At 66.2% G+C, this 20,791-nt stretch carries 16 protein-coding genes; 8 read left to right on the top strand and 8 right to left on the bottom strand.

Annotated features, from left to right (window positions below):
- Positions 1-438: 438 nt before the first annotated feature.
- The 3 genes from AC0ZJQ_RS14505 to gcl all read right to left on the bottom strand — a co-directional run bounded on the left by AC0ZJQ_RS14505 (position 439) and on the right by gcl (position 4,087).
- Entirely contained in the window at positions 439-1,326 is an 888-nt protein-coding gene (locus AC0ZJQ_RS14505) for a 2-hydroxy-3-oxopropionate reductase (RefSeq protein ID WP_237265026.1), read from the bottom strand.
- 26 nt (positions 1,327-1,352) lie between these two features.
- The gene (hyi, locus tag AC0ZJQ_RS14500) at positions 1,353-2,135 is read right to left on the bottom strand and encodes a hydroxypyruvate isomerase (RefSeq protein ID WP_008567698.1); all 783 of its coding nucleotides are present in this window, start codon (positions 2,133-2,135) and stop codon (positions 1,353-1,355) included.
- Positions 2,136-2,305: 170 nt separating this feature from the next.
- Entirely contained in the window at positions 2,306-4,087 is a 1,782-nt protein-coding gene (gene gcl, locus AC0ZJQ_RS14495; RefSeq protein ID WP_043297544.1) for a glyoxylate carboligase, read from the bottom strand.
- 114 nt (positions 4,088-4,201) lie between these two features.
- Here gcl and AC0ZJQ_RS14490 point away from each other — a divergent pair, with 114 nt between their 5' ends.
- Positions 4,202-5,110, top strand: a complete 909-nt coding sequence (locus tag AC0ZJQ_RS14490; RefSeq protein WP_008567695.1) for a LysR family transcriptional regulator — start codon at positions 4,202-4,204, stop codon at positions 5,108-5,110.
- A 5-nt stretch (positions 5,111-5,115) separates the two neighbouring features.
- On the opposite strand, the gene uraH is transcribed toward AC0ZJQ_RS14490, so the two are convergent.
- Complete coding sequence (gene uraH, locus AC0ZJQ_RS14485; protein WP_476476837.1) at positions 5,116-5,526, bottom strand: hydroxyisourate hydrolase; 411 nt, start codon at positions 5,524-5,526, stop codon at positions 5,116-5,118.
- Positions 5,527-5,544: 18 nt separating this feature from the next.
- A complete protein-coding gene (locus tag AC0ZJQ_RS14480) occupies positions 5,545-6,033 on the bottom strand; it encodes a GlcG/HbpS family heme-binding protein (protein WP_054095004.1) in 489 nt (162 codons plus the stop codon).
- Between the two features lie 284 nt (positions 6,034-6,317).
- On the opposite strand from AC0ZJQ_RS14480, the gene AC0ZJQ_RS14475 reads away from it, so the two are divergent.
- From AC0ZJQ_RS14475 to AC0ZJQ_RS14460, 4 genes are all read left to right on the top strand, one after another.
- A complete protein-coding gene (locus AC0ZJQ_RS14475) occupies positions 6,318-6,992 on the top strand; it encodes a heavy metal response regulator transcription factor (RefSeq protein WP_008567691.1) in 675 nt (224 codons plus the stop codon).
- Positions 6,989-8,362, top strand: coding sequence for a heavy metal sensor histidine kinase (locus AC0ZJQ_RS14470; RefSeq protein WP_476476836.1), 1,374 nt, complete (start codon positions 6,989-6,991; stop codon positions 8,360-8,362). The genes AC0ZJQ_RS14475 and AC0ZJQ_RS14470 overlap by 4 nt, the downstream gene beginning before the upstream one ends.
- Positions 8,363-8,418: 56 nt before the next feature.
- Positions 8,419-9,216, top strand: a complete 798-nt coding sequence (gene xth, locus AC0ZJQ_RS14465; protein WP_476476835.1) for an exodeoxyribonuclease III — start codon at positions 8,419-8,421, stop codon at positions 9,214-9,216.
- A gap of 85 nt (positions 9,217-9,301) precedes the next feature.
- The gene (locus AC0ZJQ_RS14460; RefSeq protein WP_008567688.1) at positions 9,302-9,754 is read left to right on the top strand and encodes a PA2169 family four-helix-bundle protein; all 453 of its coding nucleotides are present in this window, start codon (positions 9,302-9,304) and stop codon (positions 9,752-9,754) included.
- A gap of 61 nt (positions 9,755-9,815) precedes the next feature.
- Here the strand turns inward: AC0ZJQ_RS14460 and lon are convergent, their stop codons facing one another.
- Positions 9,816-12,203: an endopeptidase La gene (gene lon / locus AC0ZJQ_RS14455; protein WP_008567687.1), complete on the bottom strand. Its 2,388-nt coding sequence runs from the start codon at positions 12,201-12,203 to the stop codon at positions 9,816-9,818.
- A gap of 201 nt (positions 12,204-12,404) precedes the next feature.
- Between lon and AC0ZJQ_RS14450 the strand changes: the two genes are divergently transcribed.
- The 3 genes from AC0ZJQ_RS14450 to putP all read left to right on the top strand — a co-directional run bounded on the left by AC0ZJQ_RS14450 (position 12,405) and on the right by putP (position 18,320).
- A complete protein-coding gene (locus AC0ZJQ_RS14450; protein ID WP_003290113.1) occupies positions 12,405-13,160 on the top strand; it encodes an AraC family transcriptional regulator in 756 nt (251 codons plus the stop codon).
- 261 nt (positions 13,161-13,421) lie between these two features.
- Positions 13,422-16,583, top strand: a complete 3,162-nt coding sequence (putA, locus tag AC0ZJQ_RS14445) for a bifunctional proline dehydrogenase/L-glutamate gamma-semialdehyde dehydrogenase PutA (protein WP_476476834.1) — start codon at positions 13,422-13,424, stop codon at positions 16,581-16,583.
- 252 nt (positions 16,584-16,835) lie between these two features.
- The gene (putP, locus tag AC0ZJQ_RS14440) at positions 16,836-18,320 is read left to right on the top strand and encodes a sodium/proline symporter PutP (RefSeq protein WP_476476833.1); all 1,485 of its coding nucleotides are present in this window, start codon (positions 16,836-16,838) and stop codon (positions 18,318-18,320) included.
- A 127-nt stretch (positions 18,321-18,447) separates the two neighbouring features.
- On the opposite strand, the gene guaD is transcribed toward putP, so the two are convergent.
- A complete protein-coding gene (gene guaD / locus AC0ZJQ_RS14435; protein ID WP_476476832.1) occupies positions 18,448-19,752 on the bottom strand; it encodes a guanine deaminase in 1,305 nt (434 codons plus the stop codon).
- 107 nt (positions 19,753-19,859) lie between these two features.
- Positions 19,860-20,711, bottom strand: a complete 852-nt coding sequence (gene xdhC, locus AC0ZJQ_RS14430; protein ID WP_476476831.1) for a xanthine dehydrogenase accessory protein XdhC — start codon at positions 20,709-20,711, stop codon at positions 19,860-19,862.
- Between the last annotated feature and the right edge of the window lie 80 nt (positions 20,712-20,791).

Genomic DNA, 20,791 nt, shown 5'->3' with positions numbered 1-20,791 from the left:
TGCGTAGCCATTGCGGCGTTAAAAACAGGCTCAAAATGCTCATTTACAACCTCGTAAACTGCGCTTTTTCGCCTGTTTTTGCCTTGCACTGGCTGCCTCGTCTACGTTTTTCATCTTTCTATTCAGGTCTGCGCCGATTCCAGACCTCAAGGCTCGATAAGGCAAGCACTGAGGGTTGGAATCGACCCGCCCGGCGGTCGGGCCGTGACTCCTTCTGCCGGGCGAATCGAAAGGGTTGCCGTCCGAAGACGGCGGTTGAACCGCGACTGCGCGAGGTGAGGTCGTGGGGGGACACTGTGATTCCGGCCCCGCGCCGCCGTGGTTCAACTCTCGAAGCGCCGCTGCGTCTGACGCTGCGATGGCCCACCACCCGGGGTTCTGTCTGTCCTGAAGGTGGGTACCGCATGGCCCGACGCAGCGGGCTCGGGAGCTGCTTGATTACTTGCGGATCGAGAAGTTGGCCATGTGCTCCAGCCCCTTGATCAGCGCCGAGTGGTCCCAGCCGCTGCCGCCGATGGCCGCACAGGTGCTGAACACCTGCTGGGCGTTGGCGGTGTTGGGCAGGTTCAGGCCCAGTTCACGCGCGCCGTTGAGCGCCAGGTTGAGGTCCTTCTGGTGCAGGCTGATGCGGAAGCCCGGATCGAAGGTGCCCTTGATCATGCGCTCGCCGTGCACTTCGAGAATCTTCGAGCCGGCGAACCCGCCCATCAGCGCTTCGCGCACCTTGGCCGGGTCGGCGCCGTTCTTGGCAGCGAACAGTAGTGCCTCGGCCACCGCCTGGATGTTCAGCGCGACGATGATCTGGTTGGCCACCTTGGCGGTCTGGCCGTCGCCGTTGCCGCCGACGCGGGTGATGTTCTTGCCCATCGCCTGGAACAGCGGCAGGGCGCGCTCGAAGGCATTCGGGCAGCCGCCGACCATGATCGACAGGGTAGCCGCCTTGGCGCCTACTTCACCGCCGGAGACCGGGGCGTCGAGGTAGGCGGCGCCGGTGGCCTTGATCTTCTCGGCGAACTGCTTGGTGGCGGTCGGCGAGATCGAGCTCATGTCGATCACCACCTTGCCGGCGCCGACGCCTTCGGCCACGCCGTTCTCGCGGAACAGCACGTCCTCGACATGCGGGGTGTCCGGCACCATGACGATGACGAACTCGGCTTCCTGGGCGACTTCCTTCGGGTTGGCCAGGGCGACGGCGCCGCCTTCGACCAGCGCGGCCGGAGCGGCGTCGTGGTGAGTGGAAACGAAGATGTCGTGACCGGCTTTCTGCAGGTTGAGTGCCATGGGCAGACCCATGATGCCGGTGCCGATGAATCCGATTTTAGCCATGAGAGTTCTCCTTCAATTCGTTCGGGTCAGATCGCGTTATGCGCTTTCATCCAGCCGAGGCCGGCTTCGGTGGTGGTGGCCGGCTTGTACTCGCAGCCCACCCAGCCCTGGTAGCCGATGCGGTCCAGGTGTTCGAACAGGAAGCGGTAGTTGATCTCGCCGGTGCCCGGCTCGTTGCGGCCGGGGTTGTCGGCCAGCTGTACGTGGTTGATCGCCGCCAGGTTGCTTTCCATGGTCCGGGCCAGGTCACCTTCCATGATCTGCATGTGATAGATGTCGTACTGCAGGAACAGGTTGGGGTGGCCGACCTTGTCGCGAATCTCCAGCGCCTGCGAGGTGTTGTTGAGGAAGAAACGCGGGATGTCGCGGGTGTTGATCATCTCCATCACCAGGCGGATACCGGCCTCTTCGAGCTTCTCGGCGGCGTAGCGCAGGTTCTCGATGAGGGTGATTTCCAGCTTGCCGAGGTCGGCATTCTTCGGCGCGATACCGGCCAGGCAGTTGACCTGGGTATTGCCCAGCACCTTGGCGTAGGCGATGGCCTGATCGACGCCGGCGCGGAATTCCTCGACCCGCTCCGGCAGGATGGCGATGCCGCGCTCGCCACCGGCCCAGTCGCCGGCCGGCAGGTTGAACAGCACCTGGGTCAGGCCGTTGGCGTCCAGCCGGGCCTTGATCTCATCGGCCGCATAGTCGTAGGGGAACAGGTATTCAACGCCGGGAAAACCGGCCTTGGCGGCGGCCTCGAAGCGTTCGAGAAAGTCCTGTTCGGTGAACAGCATCGACAGGTTGGCGGCAAAGCGGGGCATGGTTCTCTCTCCTGATCTGTAGGGATCAAATTCGGTTCTGCATGGCGGCGGTGTGGTGACCGCCCTGGGTGTTGCCTTGCGGTGGATATGCTTCGCGATATCCACCCTACGGTTGGTTCGGTGTAGGGTGGATAACGCCGCTTGCGGCTTATCCACCGTGGTGCATAGCTTCAGTCCAGCAATCCAACCGCCGTCGGCGCGTCCTCGCGGCCTTCGGCCAGTGGCTCGAACTCGTTGATGGCGTCGATCTCGGTGCCCATGGCGATGTTGGTCACCCGCTCGAGGATCACCTCGATCACCACCGGCACCTGATGCTCGGCCATCCAGGCCTGGGCCTGTTCGATGGCCGGGCGCAGGTCTTCCTGCTTGAACACGCGGATCGCCTTGCAACCCAGGCCCTCGACCACCGCGACGTGGTCGACGCCGTAGCCTTCCATGCCGCTCTGATCGGCATTGATGTTCTCGAAGCCCAGCTGCACGCAGTAATCCATCTCGAAACCGCGCTGCGCCTGGCGGATCAGCCCGAGGTAGGCGTTGTTCACCAGGATGTGGATGTACGGCAGCTTGAACTGCGCACCCACGGCCAGCTCCTCGATCATGAACTGGAAGTCGTAGTCACCCGAGAGCGCCACCACCTTGCGCGACGGGTCCGCGGCGACCACGCCAAGCGCCGCCGGAATGGTCCAGCCGAGCGGGCCGGCCTGGCCGCAGTTGATCCAGTGGCGCGGCTTGTAGACGTGCAGGAACTGCGCGGCGGCGATCTGCGACAGGCCGATGGTGCTGACGTAGCAGGCGTCCTTGCCGAACGCGTTGTTCATGCACTGGTACACGCGCTGCGGCTTCATCGGCACGCTGTCGAAGTGGGTCTTGCGCAGCATCGTGCGCTTGCGCTCATGGCAGTCGGCAGCCCAGCTGCTGCGATCCGGCAACTGGCCGGCGGCCTTGCGCTCTTTGGCGACCTCGACGAACAGCTTCAGCGCGGCGCCGGCATCGGAGGTGATGCCGTAGTCCGGCGAGAACACCCGGCCAATCTGCGTCGGCTCGATGTCCACGTGGACGAACTTGCGGCCCTTGGTGTAGACCTCGACCGAGCCGGTGTGGCGGTTGGCCCAGCGGTTGCCGATGCCGAGCACGAAGTCGGACGCCAGCATGTTCGCGTTGCCGTAGCGGTGGCTGGTCTGCAGGCCGCACATGCCGGCCATCAGCGGGTGGTCATCGGGGATCGAGCCCCAGCCCATCAGCGTCGGGATCACCGGCACGCCGACGGTCTCGGCGAACTCCACCAGCAGCGCTTCGGCACCGGCGTTATAGATGCCGCCACCGGCGACGATCAGCGGGCGCTCGGCGGCGCAGAGCATGTCGATGGCTTTCTCGATCTGCTTGCGGGTGGCCGCCGGCTTGTAGACGGAAAGCGGCTCGTAGGTATCGACGTCGAACTCGATCTCGGCCATCTGCACGTCGAACGGCAGGTCGATCAGCACCGGACCCGGACGGCCCGAGCGCATCACGTGGAAGGCCTGCTGGAACACGCGCGGCACCAGCGCCGGCTCGCGCACGGTCACCGCCCACTTGGTCACCGGCTTGGCGATGGACTCGATATCCACGGCTTGGAAGTCTTCTTTGTACAGGCGGGCACGCGGCGCCTGGCCGGTGATGCAGAGGATCGGGATGGAGTCGGCCCAGGCCGAGTAGAGGCCGGTGATCATGTCGGTGCCGGCCGGACCCGAGGTGCCGATGCACACGCCGATGTTGCCGGCCTTGGTGCGGGTGTAGCCCTCGGCCATGTGCGAGGCGCCTTCGACGTGGCGGGCGAGAATGTGGCGGATGCCGCCATCGGCGCGCAGGGCGGAATACAGCGGGTTGATCGCGGCGCCTGGAATGCCGAAGGCAGTGTCGATGCCTTCCTTGCGCAGTACCGCGACGGCGGCGTCGATTGCTCTCATGCGGGCCATGGTTCTTCCTCCTCGAGGGATCCGATAGTTTTTGTAGGTGGCCCAAGCATGCCGGCCTGGATTCTATGGCGGAATTGGCCGAGACTTCAGTTCTGTCGATATCAGGAGTATCGAATGGACCGATATACGAGCCTGCGCAGCTTTGTGCTGGTCGCTGACTGCGGCAGCTTCGCCGCCGCTGCGCACAAGGAAAACGTCACGCCGGTGGTGATGGGCCGGCGGCTGGATGCACTGGAGCGTCATCTGGGTGTGAAGCTCATGCACCGCTCCACGCGCGGCCTGTCGCTGACCGATCTGGGCGAGCAGTACCTGGAGCGTGCGCGCGGGCTGCTGCGGGACTTCGACGAGGTCGACGCCAGCATCAGCCATGACCGCAACTCGGTACGCGGGCATCTGGTGGTGTCGGCGCCGGCGGCGTTCGGCCGCCGGCATATCGGCCCGCACGCGCCGGCGTTCCAGGCGCGCTACCCGGACCTGCAGCTGTCGTTCAACTTCACCGACAGCGTGGTCGATCTGGTGCGCCACGGTTACGACATGGGCATCCGCATCGGCGAGGTGACCGACCCCAACTACGTGGCGGTCAAGCTGTACCCCAACCGCCGCGTGGTCTGTGGTGCGCCGTACTATTTCGATCGCCAGGGCGTGCCGCGGGTACTGGAAGACCTGACGCGACACAACTGCCTGGCCTTCAACCTGCAGGGCGGCCAACAGCGCGGCTGGACCTTCCTGCGCGACGGCAAGCAGGTGGCGATTCGGGTATCCGGCAATCTCGACTGTAACGACGGCGAACTGCTGTTCGACTGGGTCAAGCAGGGGCTGGGTATCGGCTGGCGCTCGACCTGGGAAATCCAGGCCGAGCTCAAGCGCGGCGAGCTGGTCACGGTACTCGACGAGTACGCGCTGCCGGCCTACGACATCCAGGCGGTATACCCGCAGCAGCGCTACCTGCCGGCCAAGGTGCGTTTCTTCATCGATTACCTGAAGGGCATCTACAACGCCCCCGGCTACTGGGAAACGCGCTGAATGGCTCAGTTGCCGCGGTAGGTGGAGAAGCCGTAGGGGCTCAGCAGCAGCGGGATGTGGTAGTGCTCGACGCTGCCATCGGCCTCGAAGATCACCGGAACTTCCGGGAAAAAGGTGCTGGCGTTGTGTGCGGCGAACCAGTCGCCGGTCTTGAAGGTGACGCGGTAGGTGCCCTTTTCCAGCGCCTTGCCTTCCGGGTAGAGCGCGGTGATCCGCCCCTGGGCATTGGTCTCGCCGCTGTTGAGCGCTTTCCAGGCATCGCCCTGGCGCTGCTCCAGGGTGACGCGCACATCCGGTGACGGCAGGCCGTTTTCCAGATTGAGCACATGCACGCTGAGCGGGTTGCCGGCGGCCAGAGTGAGACCGGACAGGCCGCTGAGCATCAAGCCGGCGGCGATTGAACGTAGTGCTTTCATGGTGTTTTTTCCTTTTCTTCAGTGGGAGGAGGGCAGCAGTTTTTCGATGGCGGCCACGGCGCAGGCCTCGTCGTTCTTGGCACCGCCGGCACCGGCCACGCCGATGGCACCGATCACTTCGTCGCCGACCTTCAGCGGCACACCGCCGCCGAGCAGCAGCAGTTCGTCCAGGGTGTTGAGGTTGGCGGCGTCCGGCGTAGCGGCGGCGCGCTCGGCGAACAGGCGGGTCGGCGTCTTGCTCGACAGCGCGGTGTAGGCCTTGCGCTGCGCGGCGAGGGTGTTGTGCGGGCCGACGTTGTCGTCGCGGCGCAGGGCGACGAGGTTGCCGCCGCGATCGACCACGGCGACCACCGCGGTGCGGTTCTGTGCGTGGCAGGCATCCAGGGTCTGCTGAATCAGACCGTCGGCCAGGGCCAGCGAGACGTTGTGCTGGCTGAGCGGTGCCGGCGGGGCGGCGTGGGCGCCGAAGGCCAGGGTCAGCAATGACAGGGTGGCGGCGATACGCATGGCGGGTTCCTTGGGTGGTGAGCGTCGGAGCGCATGCTGCCGCCCGGCGACCGTCAGAAACGTTGCCGACGCATTACGCTTTTGTAATGGCTCGCCCTGCGGCGACTGCCTAACCTAGCAGGCCGTTGAAGAACTACCTGCGTTGCCATCGCTTCGTTGAAAACAGGCTCAAAATGCTCATTTACCACTTGTAAACTGCGCTTTTTCGCCTGTTTCCGCCTTGCGCTGGCTGCCTCGCTGACGTTCTTCAACGACCTGCGGCGCACATTCAACGAGGCGAGCCGATGCGAATTCTGGTGGTGGAAGACGAGGCCAAGACGGCCGATTACCTCAAGCGCGGGCTGGAAGAGTCCGGCTATCGCGTGGAGGTCGCGCGCAACGGCATCGACGGCAAATACCTGATCGAGGAGGAGGCCTTCGATCTGGTCATCCTCGACGTCATGCTGCCGGGGCTCGATGGCTGGCAGCTGGTGCAGGTGGTGCGCCAGCGCTCGGCGCACACGCCGGTGCTGTTCCTCACCGCGCGCGACGCGGTGGAAGACCGGGTGCGCGGGCTGGAGCTGGGCGCCGACGACTACCTGATCAAACCCTTTTCCTACGCCGAGCTGCTGGCGCGGGTGCGCACGCTGCTGCGTCGCGGCCCGCCACGGGAAATCGAGCAGTTCCACGTCGCCGACCTGGAGCTGGACCTGCTGCGCCGCCGCGTCACCCGTCAGGGCGAGCGCATCAATCTGACCAACAAGGAGTTCGCCCTCCTGCACCTGTTGCTCAGCCGTCAGGGCGAGGTGCTGTCCCGCGCGCAGATCGCTTCGCAGGTCTGGCAGATGAACTTCGACAGCGACACCAACGTGGTCGACGTGGCGATCCGCCGCCTGCGTGCCAAGGTCGACGATCCGTACCCGCTCAAGCTGATCCACACCGTGCGCGGCATGGGTTATGTGCTGGACCCGACGCTATGAGCCGGCTGCCACGCTCGCTGAGTCTGCGCCTGGCGCTGGCCTTCGCGCTGATCGCAGGGGTGCTGCTCGGTGCCATCGGCCTGTACCTGTACCGCTCGCTGGAGCGCGAGATCGTCTGGCGCGACGACCAGGCGCTGCTCGGCCGGCTCGAACGCATGCAGGCGCTGCTCGACGACAGCGCCAGCGTCGACGCGCTGCGCCAGCGCCCGCAGCTCTACGAGAACATGCTGGGCAATCGCGACAGCCTGCTCTGGCTGCTCGACGCTCAGGGCCGCGCGCTGATCGAGATCAACCCGCCGCGGCTGGCGCTGCCGCCGCTGGCCGGTAGTGACCAGCCGTTGTTGCAGGATATCGGCGCGGCGCGGCTGGCCTGGCGCCGGCTGCCGGGTGAAGCCGGCCTGACGCTGGTGGCCGGGCGCCTGCTGGCTGAGCGCGAACAGATGCTTGCGGCCTACCGGCTGCGGCTCTGGCTGGCGCTGGGCGTCGGCGCGCTGCTGGCCTCGCTGCTCGGCTGGGCGATCAGCCGGCGTGCGCTACGTCCGGTACGCCGGCTCACCGAACAGGCGTTGCGCATCGACGTGCAGAACCTGCATCGCCGCCTCGAAGGCGATGCCATGCCGGCCGAGCTGGAGCCGCTGCGCGCAGCGCTGAACCAGATGCTGGCGCGGCTGGAGCAGGGCTTCGCACGGATGTCGCGCTTCAGCGAGGACCTCGCTCACGAGATGCGCACGCCGCTGGGTAACCTCATGGGGCAGACCCAGCAGCACCTGAGCCGACCGCGCAGCGAGGAGGCGTACCGGGCGCTGCTGGAGTCCAGCCAGGAAGAGTACGAACGGCTGGCGCGAATGATCGACAACATGCTGTTCCTCGCCCGTGCCGAGCAGCCGGCGACGGTAATCGAGCGACGCCTGCTGGCGCTGCCGGAGCTGGTCGGGCAGCTGTGCGAGTACTTCGAAGGCATCGCCGAAGAACGCGGCATCCAGCTGATCGACCAGAGCGAAGGCACGTTGATGGCCGATGCCGAGCTGGTGCGTCGCGCGTTAGCCAACCTGATCGCCAACGCGCTGCGCTATGCCGATGCCGGCAGTGCGGTGCGCATCCTCAGCGGCAACGAGGAGGGCTGGCGCTGCGTCAGCGTGGTCAATCAGGGCGCGCCGATCGCCGAGGCGCACTGGCCGCGGTTGTTCGACCGCTTCTACCGCTGCGATCCGGCACGTGCCGAACCGGGTGACTCCGGCGGGCTGGGGCTGGCCATCGTGCGTTCGATCATGCAGCTGCATGGTGGCGAGGTGCGGGTGCACAGCGACGCGCAAGCCACGCGGTTCACGCTGCGTTTTCCGGCGGCAGATGCGGGAGGGCATGACGCCTAGCGTGCGGCGCGGTCAGAGCTAAGGTGAAGACTCAACGCATGACGACGAGGCCCGCCGTGGATCAGCTGAACATCGCCACCTTCAATATCAACGGCATCCGCGCGCGGCTGCCCAACCTGCTGGAATGGCTCGCTCGCGAGCAGCCGGACGTGGTCTGCCTGCAGGAACTCAAGGCGCAGGACGCCGACTTTCCCCTCGACGACATCCGTGCTGCCGGGTATGGCGCGATCTGGCACGGGCAGAAATCCTGGAACGGCGTGGCGATCCTGGCGCGCGATTGCGAGCCGCTGGAAATCCGCCGTGGCCTGCCGGGCGATCCGGACGACAGCCACAGCCGCTACCTCGAAGCGGCGGTGCACGGCGTGATCGTCGCCTGTCTCTACCTGCCCAACGGCAACCCGCAGCCCGGGCCGAAATTCGACTACAAACTGGCCTGGTTCAAGCGGCTGATCGAGCACGCCGCCGGATTGCTCGCCAGCGGCCACCCGGTGGTGCTGGCCGGCGACTACAACGTGGTGCCGACCGACGCGGACATCTACAACCCGCGCTCCTGGCGCAAGGACGCGTTGCTGCAGCCGGAAAGCCGCGACTGCTACGCGCGGCTGCTGGCGCAAGGCTGGACCGATGCGCTACGCGCGCGCTACCCCGATGAACCGGTGTTCACCTTCTGGGACTACTTTCGCCAGCACTGGCAGAAGAACTCCGGCCTGCGCATCGACCACCTGCTGCTCAGCCCGGACCTCGTGCCGCGCTTGCGCGACGCCGGCGTGCATCGCTGGGTTCGCGGGCAGGAACACGCCAGCGACCATGCGCCCGCGTGGGTGCTGCTGGATGCCTCCGGGCGGTCCGGCTGAACCTTTTTTCCGGCCCGGCAGTCGACCCTACTGAGGCCGGGCAGCGCGCGTTCCGGCCATTTCAGTCGATCCCGAGGAGAGAGAAATGGATACGAAAGACACGATTTCGGTGCTCAACGACCTGATCGAAACCAGCAAGGACGGCGAAAAGGGCTTCATGGAGTGTGCCGAGGATCTGCGCGATCCGCAGCTCAAGAGCACCATGAGCCAGCGCGCCCGCGACTGCGCCACGGCCGCGGCGGAACTGCAGCAGATGGTGCGCTCGCTGGGCGGCGATCCGGAGACCTCTACCAGCATGGCGGCCGACATGCACCGGCGCTGGGTCGATCTCAAGTCGATGATCACCGGCAAGGACGACGAGGCGATCCTCAACGAATGCGAGCGTGGCGAGGATGTCGCGGTGAAGAGCTATCGCAAGGCGCTGGAGAAGGATCTGCCGGCCGAGGTGCGGCTGGTGGTCGAGCGCCAGTACCAGGGCGTGCTGCGCAATCACGACCAGGTCAAGGCACTGCGCGACGCCGCACGCGCGCGCAGCTAAGCGACGCGCGAGCCGGAAGCTCCAGGCGAGCTTCCGGCTTTCCCTGCCGTCACAACTCCCCTCAGAACAGCACCTTCGCCACGTCGGCGAAGCGCCGGGCGAAATGCACCGTCAGGCCTTCCTTCAGGTAGTCCGGCAGCTCCTCGAAGTCGCCGCGGTTGGCTTCCGGCAGGATCAGCTCGAAGATCTTCTGTCGCCGGGCGGCAATCACCTTCTCGCGCACACCGCCAATGGGCAGCACCAGTCCGGTCAGCGTCAGCTCGCCGGTCATCGCCACGCCTTTCATCGGCGGCTGGTTGCGCGCCAGCGACAGCAGCGCGCTGGCCATGGTGATGCCGGCGCTGGGGCCGTCCTTGGGCGTCGCGCCTTCGGGTACGTGCAGGTGCACGAAGGCCTGGTCGAAGAACGCCGGATCGCCCTTGAACTGCTTGAGGTGCGAACTGACATAGCTGTAGGCGATCTCCGCCGATTCCTTCATCACCTCGCCGAGCTGGCCGGTGAGCTTAAAACCGCGGTTGAGCGTATGGATGCGCGTCGCCTCGATGGGCAGGGTGGCGCCGCCCATGCTGGTCCAGGCCAGCCCGGTGATCACGCCGACGCCGGAAAGCACCTGCTCGCTGCGGAACACCGGCTTGCCGAGGTAATGCTCAAGGTCCTTCGGGACGATCTTCAGCGTGGCCTGCGGGTCTTCCAGCAGCTGGACCACCGCCTTGCGCACCACCTTGCCGAGCTGTTTCTCCAGCTGGCGCACGCCCGCCTCGCGCGCATAACCCTCGATCACCGCCTTGAGGGCGCTGTCGCTGATGGCCAGGCGCTCCTTCGGCACGCCGGTCTTGTCCAGTAGCTTGGGCCACAGGTGGCGCTTGGCGATCGCCAGCTTTTCCTCGGCGATGTAGCCGGACAGGCGGATCACCTCCATGCGGTCGAGCAGCGGGCCAGGGATCGAATCCAGCGTGTTGGCCGTGCAGACGAACAGCACCTTGGACAGGTCCAGGCGCAGGTCCAGATAGTGGTCGAGGAATTCGACGTTCTGCTCCGGGTCCAGCGTCTCCAGCAGCGCCGAGGCCGGATCGCCCTGGTAGCTGGCGCCGAGCTTGTCGATCTCGTCGAGCATGATCACCGGGTTCATCACCTCGACTTCCTTCAGCGCCTGTACCAGCTTGCCGGGCAGGGCGCCGATGTAGGTGCGGCGGTGGCCCTTGATCTCCGCCTCGTCGCGCATGCCGCCGACCGAGAAGCGATAGAACGGTCGCCCCAGCGACTCGGCGATGGATTTGCCGATGCTGGTCTTGCCCACGCCCGGCGGGCCGACCAGCAGCACGATGGAGCCGGCGATCTCGCCCTTGAAGGCGCCGACGGCGAGGAATTCGATGATCCGCTGCTTGATGTCGTCCATGCCGGCGTGGTGCTTGTCGAGCACCTTGCGCGCACGCTTGAGGTCGAGCTTGTCCTGGCCGTGCACGCCCCAGGGCAGGGCGGTGGCCCAGTCCAGATAGTTGCGGGTGACGGCATATTCCGGCGAGCCGGTTTCGAGAATCGACAGCTTGTTCAGCTCCTCGTCGATGCGCTTCTGCGCGGCCGGCGGCACCACCTTGCCTTCCAGGCGCGCGCGGAACTCGTCGGCGTCGGCGCTCTTGTCGTCCTTGGTGATGCCCAGCTCGCGCTGGATGATCTTCAGCTGTTCCTTGAGGAAGAACTCGCGCTGGCGTTCGCCGATCTTGCGATTCACCTCGCCGGTCAGCTCCTTCTGCAGCTTGGCCACCTCGACCTCGCGGCGTAGCAGCGGCAGCACCTTCTCCATGCGCTTGAGCACCGGCACGCAGTCGAGCACCTCCTGCAATTCCGTGCCGGGCGCGGTGGTCAGCGCGGCGGCGAAGTCGGTCAACGGCGACGGGTCGTTCGGGCTGAAGCGGTTGAGGTAGTTCTTCAGCTCCTCGCTGTACAGCGGGTTGAGTGGCAGCAGCTCCTTGATCGCGTTGATCAGCGCCATGCCGTAGGCCTTCACCTCGTCACGCGGGTCGGCGTCGCTCTTGGGGTAGTCGACCTCCACCAGATACGGCGGCTTGCGCCGCAGCCAGCCACGGATGCGTACGCGCGCCAGACCCTGGGCGACGAACTGCAGCTTGCCGCCTTCCTGGGTGGCGTGGTGCACGCGCACCATGGTGCCGTGCTCGGGCAGGCTGGCGGGGTCGAAGGTGGCCATATCCAGCACCGGCGAGTCGACGAAGAACAGCGCCACGCGCTGGTGCGGCGTCTTGGCCACGCGCGCCAGGGTTTCGGCCCAGGGGTCTTCGTTGACGATCACCGGCAGCACCTGCGCCGGGAAGAACGGCCGGTTATGCACCGGAATGATGTAGAGCTTGTCCGGCTGCTGCTGGTCCGGCAGCACCAGACCGTTGGAGGAAATGAATTCCTGCTCGAGATGATCCTGATTGACGTCGTCGTTCATGCGGCACCCGTTGCGATTACTTGCGGGATACATGGTGGCCGTCCGGCCGATTTCAATCCCGCCGGCCGGGGCTGGGCGGCGTCCGCCGGCTTCGGGTAGAGTGCCGCATGCCGTTTGCGTCACCTTGCGGTCGCGAACGAGCGCGCCGGGCGCCCGACGCAACGGCGCCCGGCGCATCGGCGCCCGCTTCAGGTACTCGTCATGCTCAACGCCCGTTTGCTTCGCCTGGATGACCAGATTCACCAGCACGCCCACGACTATCACCAGCTGGTGCTGTCGCTGGCGGGCCGCGCCGAATTCGAGGTGGATGGTTCGGGCGGCGAGGTCTGCCGGATGCGCGCCTGCCTGGTGCCGGGCGACGCCGATCACGGCTTTGCCGGCATGGGCGACAACCGCATGCTGATCATCGATCTGGACGAGCAGGACGCCTGCCTAGATGACCCCGCGTTGCTCGCCCGGCTGTTCGAGGCGCCGCGCTACCCGGCGCTGGATGCCGATTTCCAGAATCTCCTGGCTTACGCCGGTGCCGAGCTGGCGCGCTATGGCAGCGATCCGTTGCTGGCACGTGCGCTTGGCGGCGTGCTGCTGCGCGCGCTGCACCTGCGCCTGTTCGGCGAAGCGCCGCAGCGCCCGAGCGGGCCGCTGGATTTGCAGCGGCTGGATGCGCACATCCAGGACAACCTGGCGCGACGCATCACCGTGGCCGAGCTGGCGCAGGTGGCCTGCCTGAGCCCCAGCCACTTCCACGTGCAGTTCAAGGACAGCGTCGGCCTCACGCCGCACCAGTATCTGCTCAAGAGCCGTCTCGACCGCGCCGCGCGGCTGCTGCGTGAATCGCCACTGCCGCTGGTGCGCATCGCCGAGGAGTGCGGTTTTTCCAGCCAGAGCGCACTGACCACCGCGACGCGCCGCTACCTCGGCCTGACCCCGCGCAAGCTGCGCCAGACCGACGACTGATCCCCACGCCGCGCCCGCTTTGCGCCCTTGCGGCCTGGCCGCTGGCGAAGCGCGCGCCAGTGTGCGGCGCCTTCGTGACGCTGCGGTTTCAGCGCGCCGCAATCGTAGCGTTTCGTAAAACTTCCGTAGTTTCCTGCAAGAAGTCGCGCCGGCGCTGCCCCTACATTCCGTCTCCGCCCCGACCCATCGTCGTGTATCGCGCCGAGGGCCGGGCCGTGAACTACACCTAATAAGCAGACACACCCTCAGAGGAGCGGCGCGATGTTCAAGGCCGGTCACGTGCTGGATGGCGCCTTTGCCAGCCAGAAAGCCGCAGAATTCTTTCCCACCATCAGCGCCAACTACAGCGTCGACGAAGCGGGCTATCTCACCGAACTGTTGCAGCTGGCCGATCCCGGCGAGGCGGGCATCGCCGCCATTCGTGAGCGCGCGCGCACGCTGATCGAGACCGTGCGCAGCCGCGAGAATGCCGTCGACACGCTCGATGCGCTGCTGCGCCAGTACAGCCTGGATACCCAGGAAGGGCTGATGCTGATGTGCCTGGCCGAAGCGCTGCTGCGCGTGCCGGACGCTGCCACCGCCGACGCGCTGATCCGCGACAAGCTCAATGCCGCCGAGTGGGAGCGCCACCTCGGCCAGAGCGACAACGTACTGGTCAACTTCGCCGCCTGGGGGTTGGTGATGACCGGCAAGGTGGTCGATCCGGACACCGCCGACGGCCGCCCGAAAAATGTCATCGGCCGCCTGCTCAAGCGCTCCGGCGAGCCGGTGATCCGTGCCGCGATGAACCAGGCGATGAAGCTGATGGGCAAGCAGTTCGTGCTCGGCCGCACCATCGCCGAAGCGCTGAAGAACGGCCGGCCCGAGCGTGAGAAGGGCTACACCTATTCCTTCGACATGCTCGGCGAGGCGGCGCTGACCGCCGAGGACGCGGCCAAGTACATGGCCGATTACCGCCGCGCCGTGGAAACCGTCGGCGCCGAGCCGCAGGTCGGCCCCGGCCCGCGACCGTCGGTGTCGATCAAGCTGTCGGCGCTGCATCCGCGTTACGAAGTCGCCCAGCGCGAGCGCGTACTCAGCGAGCTGTTCGCCAACGTCCGTGAGCTGGCTGTACTGGCGCGCCAGCGCGACGTCGGCATCACCATCGACGCCGAGGAGGCCGACCGCCTCGAACTGTCGCTGGAACTGTACGAAAAACTCCTGCGCGATCCGGCCATCGCCGGCTGGGGTGAGTTCGGTCTGGTGATCCAGGCCTATTCCAAGCGCTGCCTGCCGGTGCTGGTGTGGCTGACCCTGCTCGGCCGCGAGCTGGGCGCGCGCATCCCGCTGCGCCTGGTCAAGGGCGCCTACTGGGACAGCGAGATCAAGCAGTGCCAGGTACAGGGCCTGGAGGGCTACCCGGTGTTCACCCGCAAGGAAGGTACCGACACCTCGTACCTCGCCTGCGCACGCTACCTGCTGTCCGAGCACACCCGCGGCGTGATCTACCCGCAGTTCGCCAGCCACAACGCACACACCGTCAGCTGCATCCTGGCGATGGCCGAGCAGACCGCCACGCCGCGCGAGTTCGAGTTCCAGCGCCTGCACGGCATGGGCGATGCGCTGTACGACACGGTGATCGAGAAGTACCGCAAGAACGTGCGCATCTATGCGCCGGTCGGTGCGCACAAGGACCTGCTGCCTTATCTGGTGCGGCGCCTGCTGGAGAACGGTGCCAACTCCTCGTTCGTCCACCAGCTGGTCGACCCGCGCGTGCCGGTGGATTCGCTGATCGATCACCCGGTGAGCCAGCTGCGCCAGTTTGCGGCGCTCGGCAACCCGCGCATTCCGCTGCCCCCGGCCCTGTATGGCAATCGCAAGAACTCCCAAGGGATCAACATGAATATCCAACAACAATGGAACGAACTCGCCAGCGCCTACCAACCCTTCCTCGACCGCCAGTGGCAGGCCATGCCGGTGATCGGCGGCCAGCGTCTGGGCGGTAGCGCCAGCGAAGTGCGTTGCCCCTACGACCTGAACAAGATCGTCGGCACGGCGCAGTTCGCCAGCGCCGAGCAGGCGCGCCAGGCCATCGACGCGCTGGCGGCCTACTGGCCGACCTGGAACGCGACGCCGGTGGACAGCCGCGCGGCGATCCTCGAACGCCTGGCCGAGCTGCTGGAGCGCAACCGCGCCGAGCTGATGGCACTGTGCACGGTGGAAGCCGGCAAGTCGCTGCAGGACGGCATCGACGAGGTGCGCGAGGCGGTGGACTTCTGCCGCTACTACGCGCAGCAGGCGCGCCTGAAACTGGGCCGCGAAGAGCTGAAAGGCCCGACTGGCGAGCGCAACGAGCTGTTCCATGAAGGCCGCGGCGTGTTCGTCTGCGTCAGCCCGTGGAACTTCCCGCTGGCCATCTACCTCGGCCAGATCAGCGCGGCGCTGGTCGCCGGCAACACCGTGCTGGCCAAGCCGGCCGAGCAGACCAGCCTGATCGCCGCGCGCGCGCTGGAGCTGATGTTCGAGGCCGGCCTGCCGAAGGACGCCATCGCGCTGCTGCCGGGCGACGGCGCCACGCTGGGCGGCGTGTTCTGCCGCGATCCGCGGGTGGTCGGCGTGTGCTTCACCGGCTCCACCGACACCGCGCGGATCATCAACCGCCAGCTGGCCGAGAAGGACGGCCCGATCGCCACGCTGATCGCCGAAACCGGCGGGCAGAACGCGATGATCGTCGACTCCACCGCGCTGCCCGAGCAGGTGATCAAGGACGCCGTCAGCTCCGCCTTCACCAGCGCCGGCCAGCGCTGCTCGGCACTGCGCGTGCTCTACGTGCAGCGCGACATCGCCGATCGCGTCATCGAGCTGCTCAAGGGTGCAATGGCCGAGCTGAAGGTCGGCCCGACCCATCTGCGCGAGAACGACATCGGCCCGGTGATCGATGAGGAGGCACGCGACGGCCTGCTGGCGCATATCCAGCAGCTCAAGAACGAAGGCCGGCTGATCGCCGAAGCGACCTTGCCAGCTGGCCTCAATGGCCATTTTGTGGCGCCGGTGGCCTTCGAGATCGAGGGCATCGAACAGCTCAAGAAAGAGCATTTCGGCCCGGTTCTGCATGTCGTGCGCTACGATGCCGCCGATCTGGAGAAGGTCGTCGCGGCGATCAACGGCACCGGCTACGGCCTGACCCTCGGCGTGCACAGCCGCAACGAGGAAACCGCCGAACGCATCGAGCAGCTGGCGCGGGTCGGCAACGTCTACGTCAACCGTAACCAGATCGGTGCGGTGGTCGGCGTACAGCCTTTCGGCGGCTGCGGGCTGTCCGGCACCGGGCCGAAGGCCGGCGGGCCGAGCTACCTGCTGCGTTTCACCAACGAGCGCACCACATCGACCAACACCACGGCGGTGGGCGGCAACGCCTCGCTGCTGTCGCTCGGCGACGACTGAGCACGGTGAGCGCATGGCAATCGCCGCCGCAAACCGCACGGCGATTTTCCATGTGGCGGGCACCAGCGGTAACCTCGGCGGCTTTGGCAGCCGGGGCACAACAATAACGGACAGATGGCGGACGCTCTTCCGCCACTGACGGGCCGGTTTCGGACCTGTCGCAGGTGATGGCGCCAGTGCCATCGCCCTCTGCCAAGGGCGCGACGCGAGCTGCTCGCGGGACGCCGGACAACAACTAACGAGGGATACACAATGAGCGCCAGTACACCCACCCTGATCACGTTCGTGGTCTACATCGCGGCGATGATTCTCATCGGTTTCGCCGCCTACCGCGCCACCAAGAACTTCGACGACTACATCCTCGGCGGCCGCAGTCTCGGCAGTTTCGTCACCGCGTTGTCGGCCGGCGCTTCTGATATGAGCGGCTGGCTGCTGATGGGCCTGCCGGGGGCGATCTTCGTCGCCGGCCTGTCGGAGAGCTGGATCGCCATCGGCCTGATCATCGGCGCCTGGCTGAACTGGCTGTTCGTCGCCGGACGCCTGCGCGTGCACACCGAGCACAACCACAATGCGCTGACCCTGCCGGACTACTTCACCCACCGCTTCGAGGACACCAGCCGCCTGCTGCGCATCTTCTCGGCGCTGGTGATCCTGGTGTTCTTCACCATCTACTGCGCCTCGGGCGTGGTGGCCGGTGCGCGACTGTTCGAGTCCACTTTTGGCGTGCCCTATGACCTGGCGCTGTGGATCGGCGCGGCGGCGACCATTCTCTATGTGTTCATCGGCGGCTTCCTCGCGGTGAGCTGGACCGACACCGTGCAGGCCACGCTGATGATCTTCGCGCTGCTGGTCACGCCGCTGTTCGTCATCCTGGCGCTGGGCGACATGGGTAGCGTGATGGCCACCATCGAGGCGCAGAATCCGGCCAACTTCGACATGTTCCGCGGGCTGTCCTTCGTTGCGATCATCTCGCTGCTGGCCTGGGGCCTGGGCTACTTCGGCCAGCCGCACATTCTGGTGCGCTTCATGGCCGCCGACTCGGTCAAGACCATCCCCAACGCCCGTCGTATCGGCATGGCCTGGATGATTCTGTGCCTGGGCGGCGCGGTGGCGGTGGGCTTCTTCGGTATCGCCTACTTCGCCGGGCACCCGGAGCTGGCCGGCCCGGTGAGCGAGAACGGCGAGCGGGTGTTCCTCGAGCTGGTGAAGATCCTGTTCAACCCGTGGGTCGCCGGCCTGATTCTCTCCGGCGTGCTGGCGGCGGTGATGAGCACTCTGAGCGCGCAGCTGCTGGTCAGCTCCAGCGCGCTGACCCAGGACTTCTACAAGGCGATGCTGCGCAAGAACGCCTCGCAGACCGAGTTGGTCTGGGTCGGCCGCGGCATGGTGCTGCTGATCGCGCTGATCGCCATCGGCATCGCCTCCAACCCCGACAGCAAGGTGCTGGGCCTGGTGTCCTACGCATGGGCCGGCTTCGGCGCGGCGTTCGGCCCGGTGGTGCTGATCTCGCTGCTGTGGAAACGCATGACCCGCAACGGCGCGCTGGTCGGCATGCTGGTCGGCGCCATCACCGTGGTGGTGTGGAAGGAATTCATCGGTCTGGGACTGTACGAAATCATCCCCGGCTTCATCCTCGCCAGCCTGGCCATCTTCGTGGTCAGCAAGATGGGCGCCGAGCCTGCGCCGAGCATCGTCAAGCGCTTCGAGGAAGCCGACGCGGATTACCGCGCCGGTTGAGCGAGCCGGTAGGGTGGATGGCCGCAGCCATCCACCTTCTGGCGCGTGCGGGTGGAAAATCGCTACGCGAGTTTTCCACCCTACGGAGAAATGGCCGCTCTTGCGCAATGCAGAGCGGCTTTGCCGTTCAGGCTTTGCAGTGCACCGAAACGCCAGCGGCGTAGGTTGCCTTCACGGCGCGGTCGTCGCCGAGCATCATCAGGGCGAAGAGCTTTTCCTCCAGCGTCTGCGCCTGTTGCAGGCGATAGTCGATCAGCGGCGTGGCCTGGTAATCGAGCACCACGAAGTCGGCGTCCTTGCCCGGCTGCAAATTGCCGATCTTGTCGTCCAGATACAGCGCCCGCGCGCCGCCCAGGGTGGCGAGATACAGCGACTTGAACGGGTCGAGCTTCTTGCCCTGCAGCTGCATCACCTTGTACGCCTCGTTCAGCGATTGCAGCTGCGAGAAGCTGGTGCCGGCGCCGACATCGGTGCCCAGGCCGACGCGCACGCCGAAGCCCTCGACCTTTTCCAGATCGAACAGGCCGCTGCCGAGGAACAGGTTGGAGGTCGGGCAGAACGCCACGGCCGAGCCGGTTTCGCCGAGGCGCCGGCATTCTTCGTCGCACAGATGCACGCCGTGGGCGAATACCGAGCGTGCGCCGATCAGGCCGTGGTGGTCATAGACGTCCAGATAGCCCTTGCGCTCGGGGAACAGCTCGCGCACCCACTCGATTTCCTTGCGGTTCTCGGAGAGGTGGGTGTGCATGTAGAGGTCCGGGAATTCCTTGAACAGCTGGCCGGCCAGCGCCAGTTGCTGCGGCGTGCTGGTCGGCGCGAAGCGCGGGGTGACGGCGTAGTGCAGGCGGCCCTTGCCGTGCCAGCGCTCGATTAGCTCGCGGCTGTCGGCGTAGCCCGACTCGGCGGTGTCGGTCAGGTAGTCCGGGGCGTTGCGGTCCATCAGCACCTTGCCGGCGATCATCCGCAGGTTGCGCTTCTCGCAGGCCGCGAAGAAGGCGTCCACCGACTGCTTGTGCACGCTGCCGAACACCAGCGCGGTGGTGGTGCCGTTGCGCAGCAGTTCGTTCAGAAAGATCTCGGCGACCTCGCCGGCGCGAGCTGGGTCGGCAAACGCGCGCTCGGTGGGGAAGGTGTAGGTGTTGAGCCAGTCCAGCAGCTGCTCGCCGTAAGAGGCGATCATGCCGGTCTGCGGGTAGTGGATGTGGGTGTCGATGAAGCCCGGGGTGATCAGCGCGTTCGGGTACTCGACGACTTCGGTGCCCGCTGGCAGCGCTGGCAGCAGTTCGCTGGCGGCGCCGATGTGCGCGACCTTGCCGTCCTCGACGACCAGCAGGCCGTCGGCGAAATATTCATGGGACGCCTCGATGCCCACCTCGCGCGGGTCGGCGAGGCAGTGGAGCAGGGCGGCACGGTAGGCTTTGGTGCGGGACATGGTGTTCTCTTCGCTGTCGTTCTTCTGCACGCGCGGCCGCGTCCTGACGTGACGGGCGCCAGCCCTGTTCACGCGCGAGTCCGCTGCCGCCGGTGGCTTGTGTGGATTCAGCCGCGGCGCGAGGCCGGGACCAGCATGGGGATGGGTTTCTCGCCGCCTTCGCGCTTCTCGCCGCTCTTTTCACCGAAGTGCGCGTTGTAGGTGGCGATCACCTCACCGGCGATGGACACGGCGATCTCCACCGGCAGCTTGCCCTTCACCTCGGCGATGCCCATCGGGCAGCGCATGCGTTGCACGGTTTCCGGCTGGAAGCCGCGGTCGCGCAGGCGATGCTCGAACTTGGCGCGCTTGCTCTGCGAGCCGATCAGCCCGTAGTAGGTGAAGTCGTTGCGTTCGAGGATGGCCGCGGTCAGTTCCAGATCGAGCTGGTGATTATGCGTCATGACGATGAAGTAGCTGCCGGCCGGCATCTCTTCGACTTCCTCGACCACGTCGTCGTTGACCACCTTTTCCACGCCGCGCGGAATCTCGGCGGGGAATTCGTTCTCGCGCGAGTCGATCCAGCGCACCTTGCACGGCAGGCTGGCCAGCAGCGGCACCAGCGCGCGACCGACATGCCCGGCACCGAACACGGCGATATGCGCCTGCGGCTTACCCATCGGCTCGAACAGCACGACCGCCGCGCCGCCGCAGCACTGGCCGAGGCTGGCGCCGAGGGCGAAGCGTTCCAGGCGCGTTTCGCGACTACGGTTTTGCAGCATCTCGCGGGCGATCTGCTGTACGCGGTATTCCAGGTGACCGCCGCCGATGGTGTCGTACAGCCGCTCGTTGGTGACCACCATCTTCGAGCCGGCATTGCGCGGCGTCGAACCGCGCTCCTCGACGATGGTCACCAGCACGCAGGGCTCGCCTTTTTGTTGCAGCTCGGCGAGTGCGTCGATCCAGACCGTGTTGCTCATGGTTCTGTCCTTCGTAGTGCGGGTGGCCGCCCCGTGGAAGACCACGGAGCGTTTTCCACCGGAACATTCGTATTGCGACC

The organism is Stutzerimonas sp. 21-1, from assembly GCF_056336065.1.
The sequence above is the reverse complement of the archived record's forward strand: the minus strand, read 5'-3'. Positions and strand labels throughout refer to the sequence as shown.

Coding starts and splice junctions, on each gene's coding strand:
- AC0ZJQ_RS14505 (WP_237265026.1), bottom strand. CDS start 1,326: ATGGCTAAAATCGGATTCATCGGCACCGGCATCATGGGTCTGCCCATG.
- hyi (WP_008567698.1), bottom strand. CDS start 2,135: ATGCCCCGCTTTGCCGCCAACCTGTCGATGCTGTTCACCGAACAGGAC.
- gcl (WP_043297544.1), bottom strand. CDS start 4,087: ATGGCCCGCATGAGAGCAATCGACGCCGCCGTCGCGGTACTGCGCAAG.
- AC0ZJQ_RS14490 (WP_008567695.1), top strand. CDS start 4,202: ATGGACCGATATACGAGCCTGCGCAGCTTTGTGCTGGTCGCTGACTGC.
- uraH (WP_476476837.1), bottom strand. CDS start 5,526: ATGAAAGCACTACGTTCAATCGCCGCCGGCTTGATGCTCAGCGGCCTG.
- AC0ZJQ_RS14480 (WP_054095004.1), bottom strand. CDS start 6,033: ATGCGTATCGCCGCCACCCTGTCATTGCTGACCCTGGCCTTCGGCGCC.
- AC0ZJQ_RS14475 (WP_008567691.1), top strand. CDS start 6,318: ATGCGAATTCTGGTGGTGGAAGACGAGGCCAAGACGGCCGATTACCTC.
- AC0ZJQ_RS14470 (WP_476476836.1), top strand. CDS start 6,989: ATGAGCCGGCTGCCACGCTCGCTGAGTCTGCGCCTGGCGCTGGCCTTC.
- AC0ZJQ_RS14460 (WP_008567688.1), top strand. CDS start 9,302: ATGGATACGAAAGACACGATTTCGGTGCTCAACGACCTGATCGAAACC.
- lon (WP_008567687.1), bottom strand. CDS start 12,203: ATGAACGACGACGTCAATCAGGATCATCTCGAGCAGGAATTCATTTCC.
- AC0ZJQ_RS14450 (WP_003290113.1), top strand. CDS start 12,405: ATGCTCAACGCCCGTTTGCTTCGCCTGGATGACCAGATTCACCAGCAC.
- putA (WP_476476834.1), top strand. CDS start 13,422: ATGTTCAAGGCCGGTCACGTGCTGGATGGCGCCTTTGCCAGCCAGAAA.
- putP (WP_476476833.1), top strand. CDS start 16,836: ATGAGCGCCAGTACACCCACCCTGATCACGTTCGTGGTCTACATCGCG.
- guaD (WP_476476832.1), bottom strand. CDS start 19,752: ATGTCCCGCACCAAAGCCTACCGTGCCGCCCTGCTCCACTGCCTCGCC.
- xdhC (WP_476476831.1), bottom strand. CDS start 20,711: ATGAGCAACACGGTCTGGATCGACGCACTCGCCGAGCTGCAACAAAAA.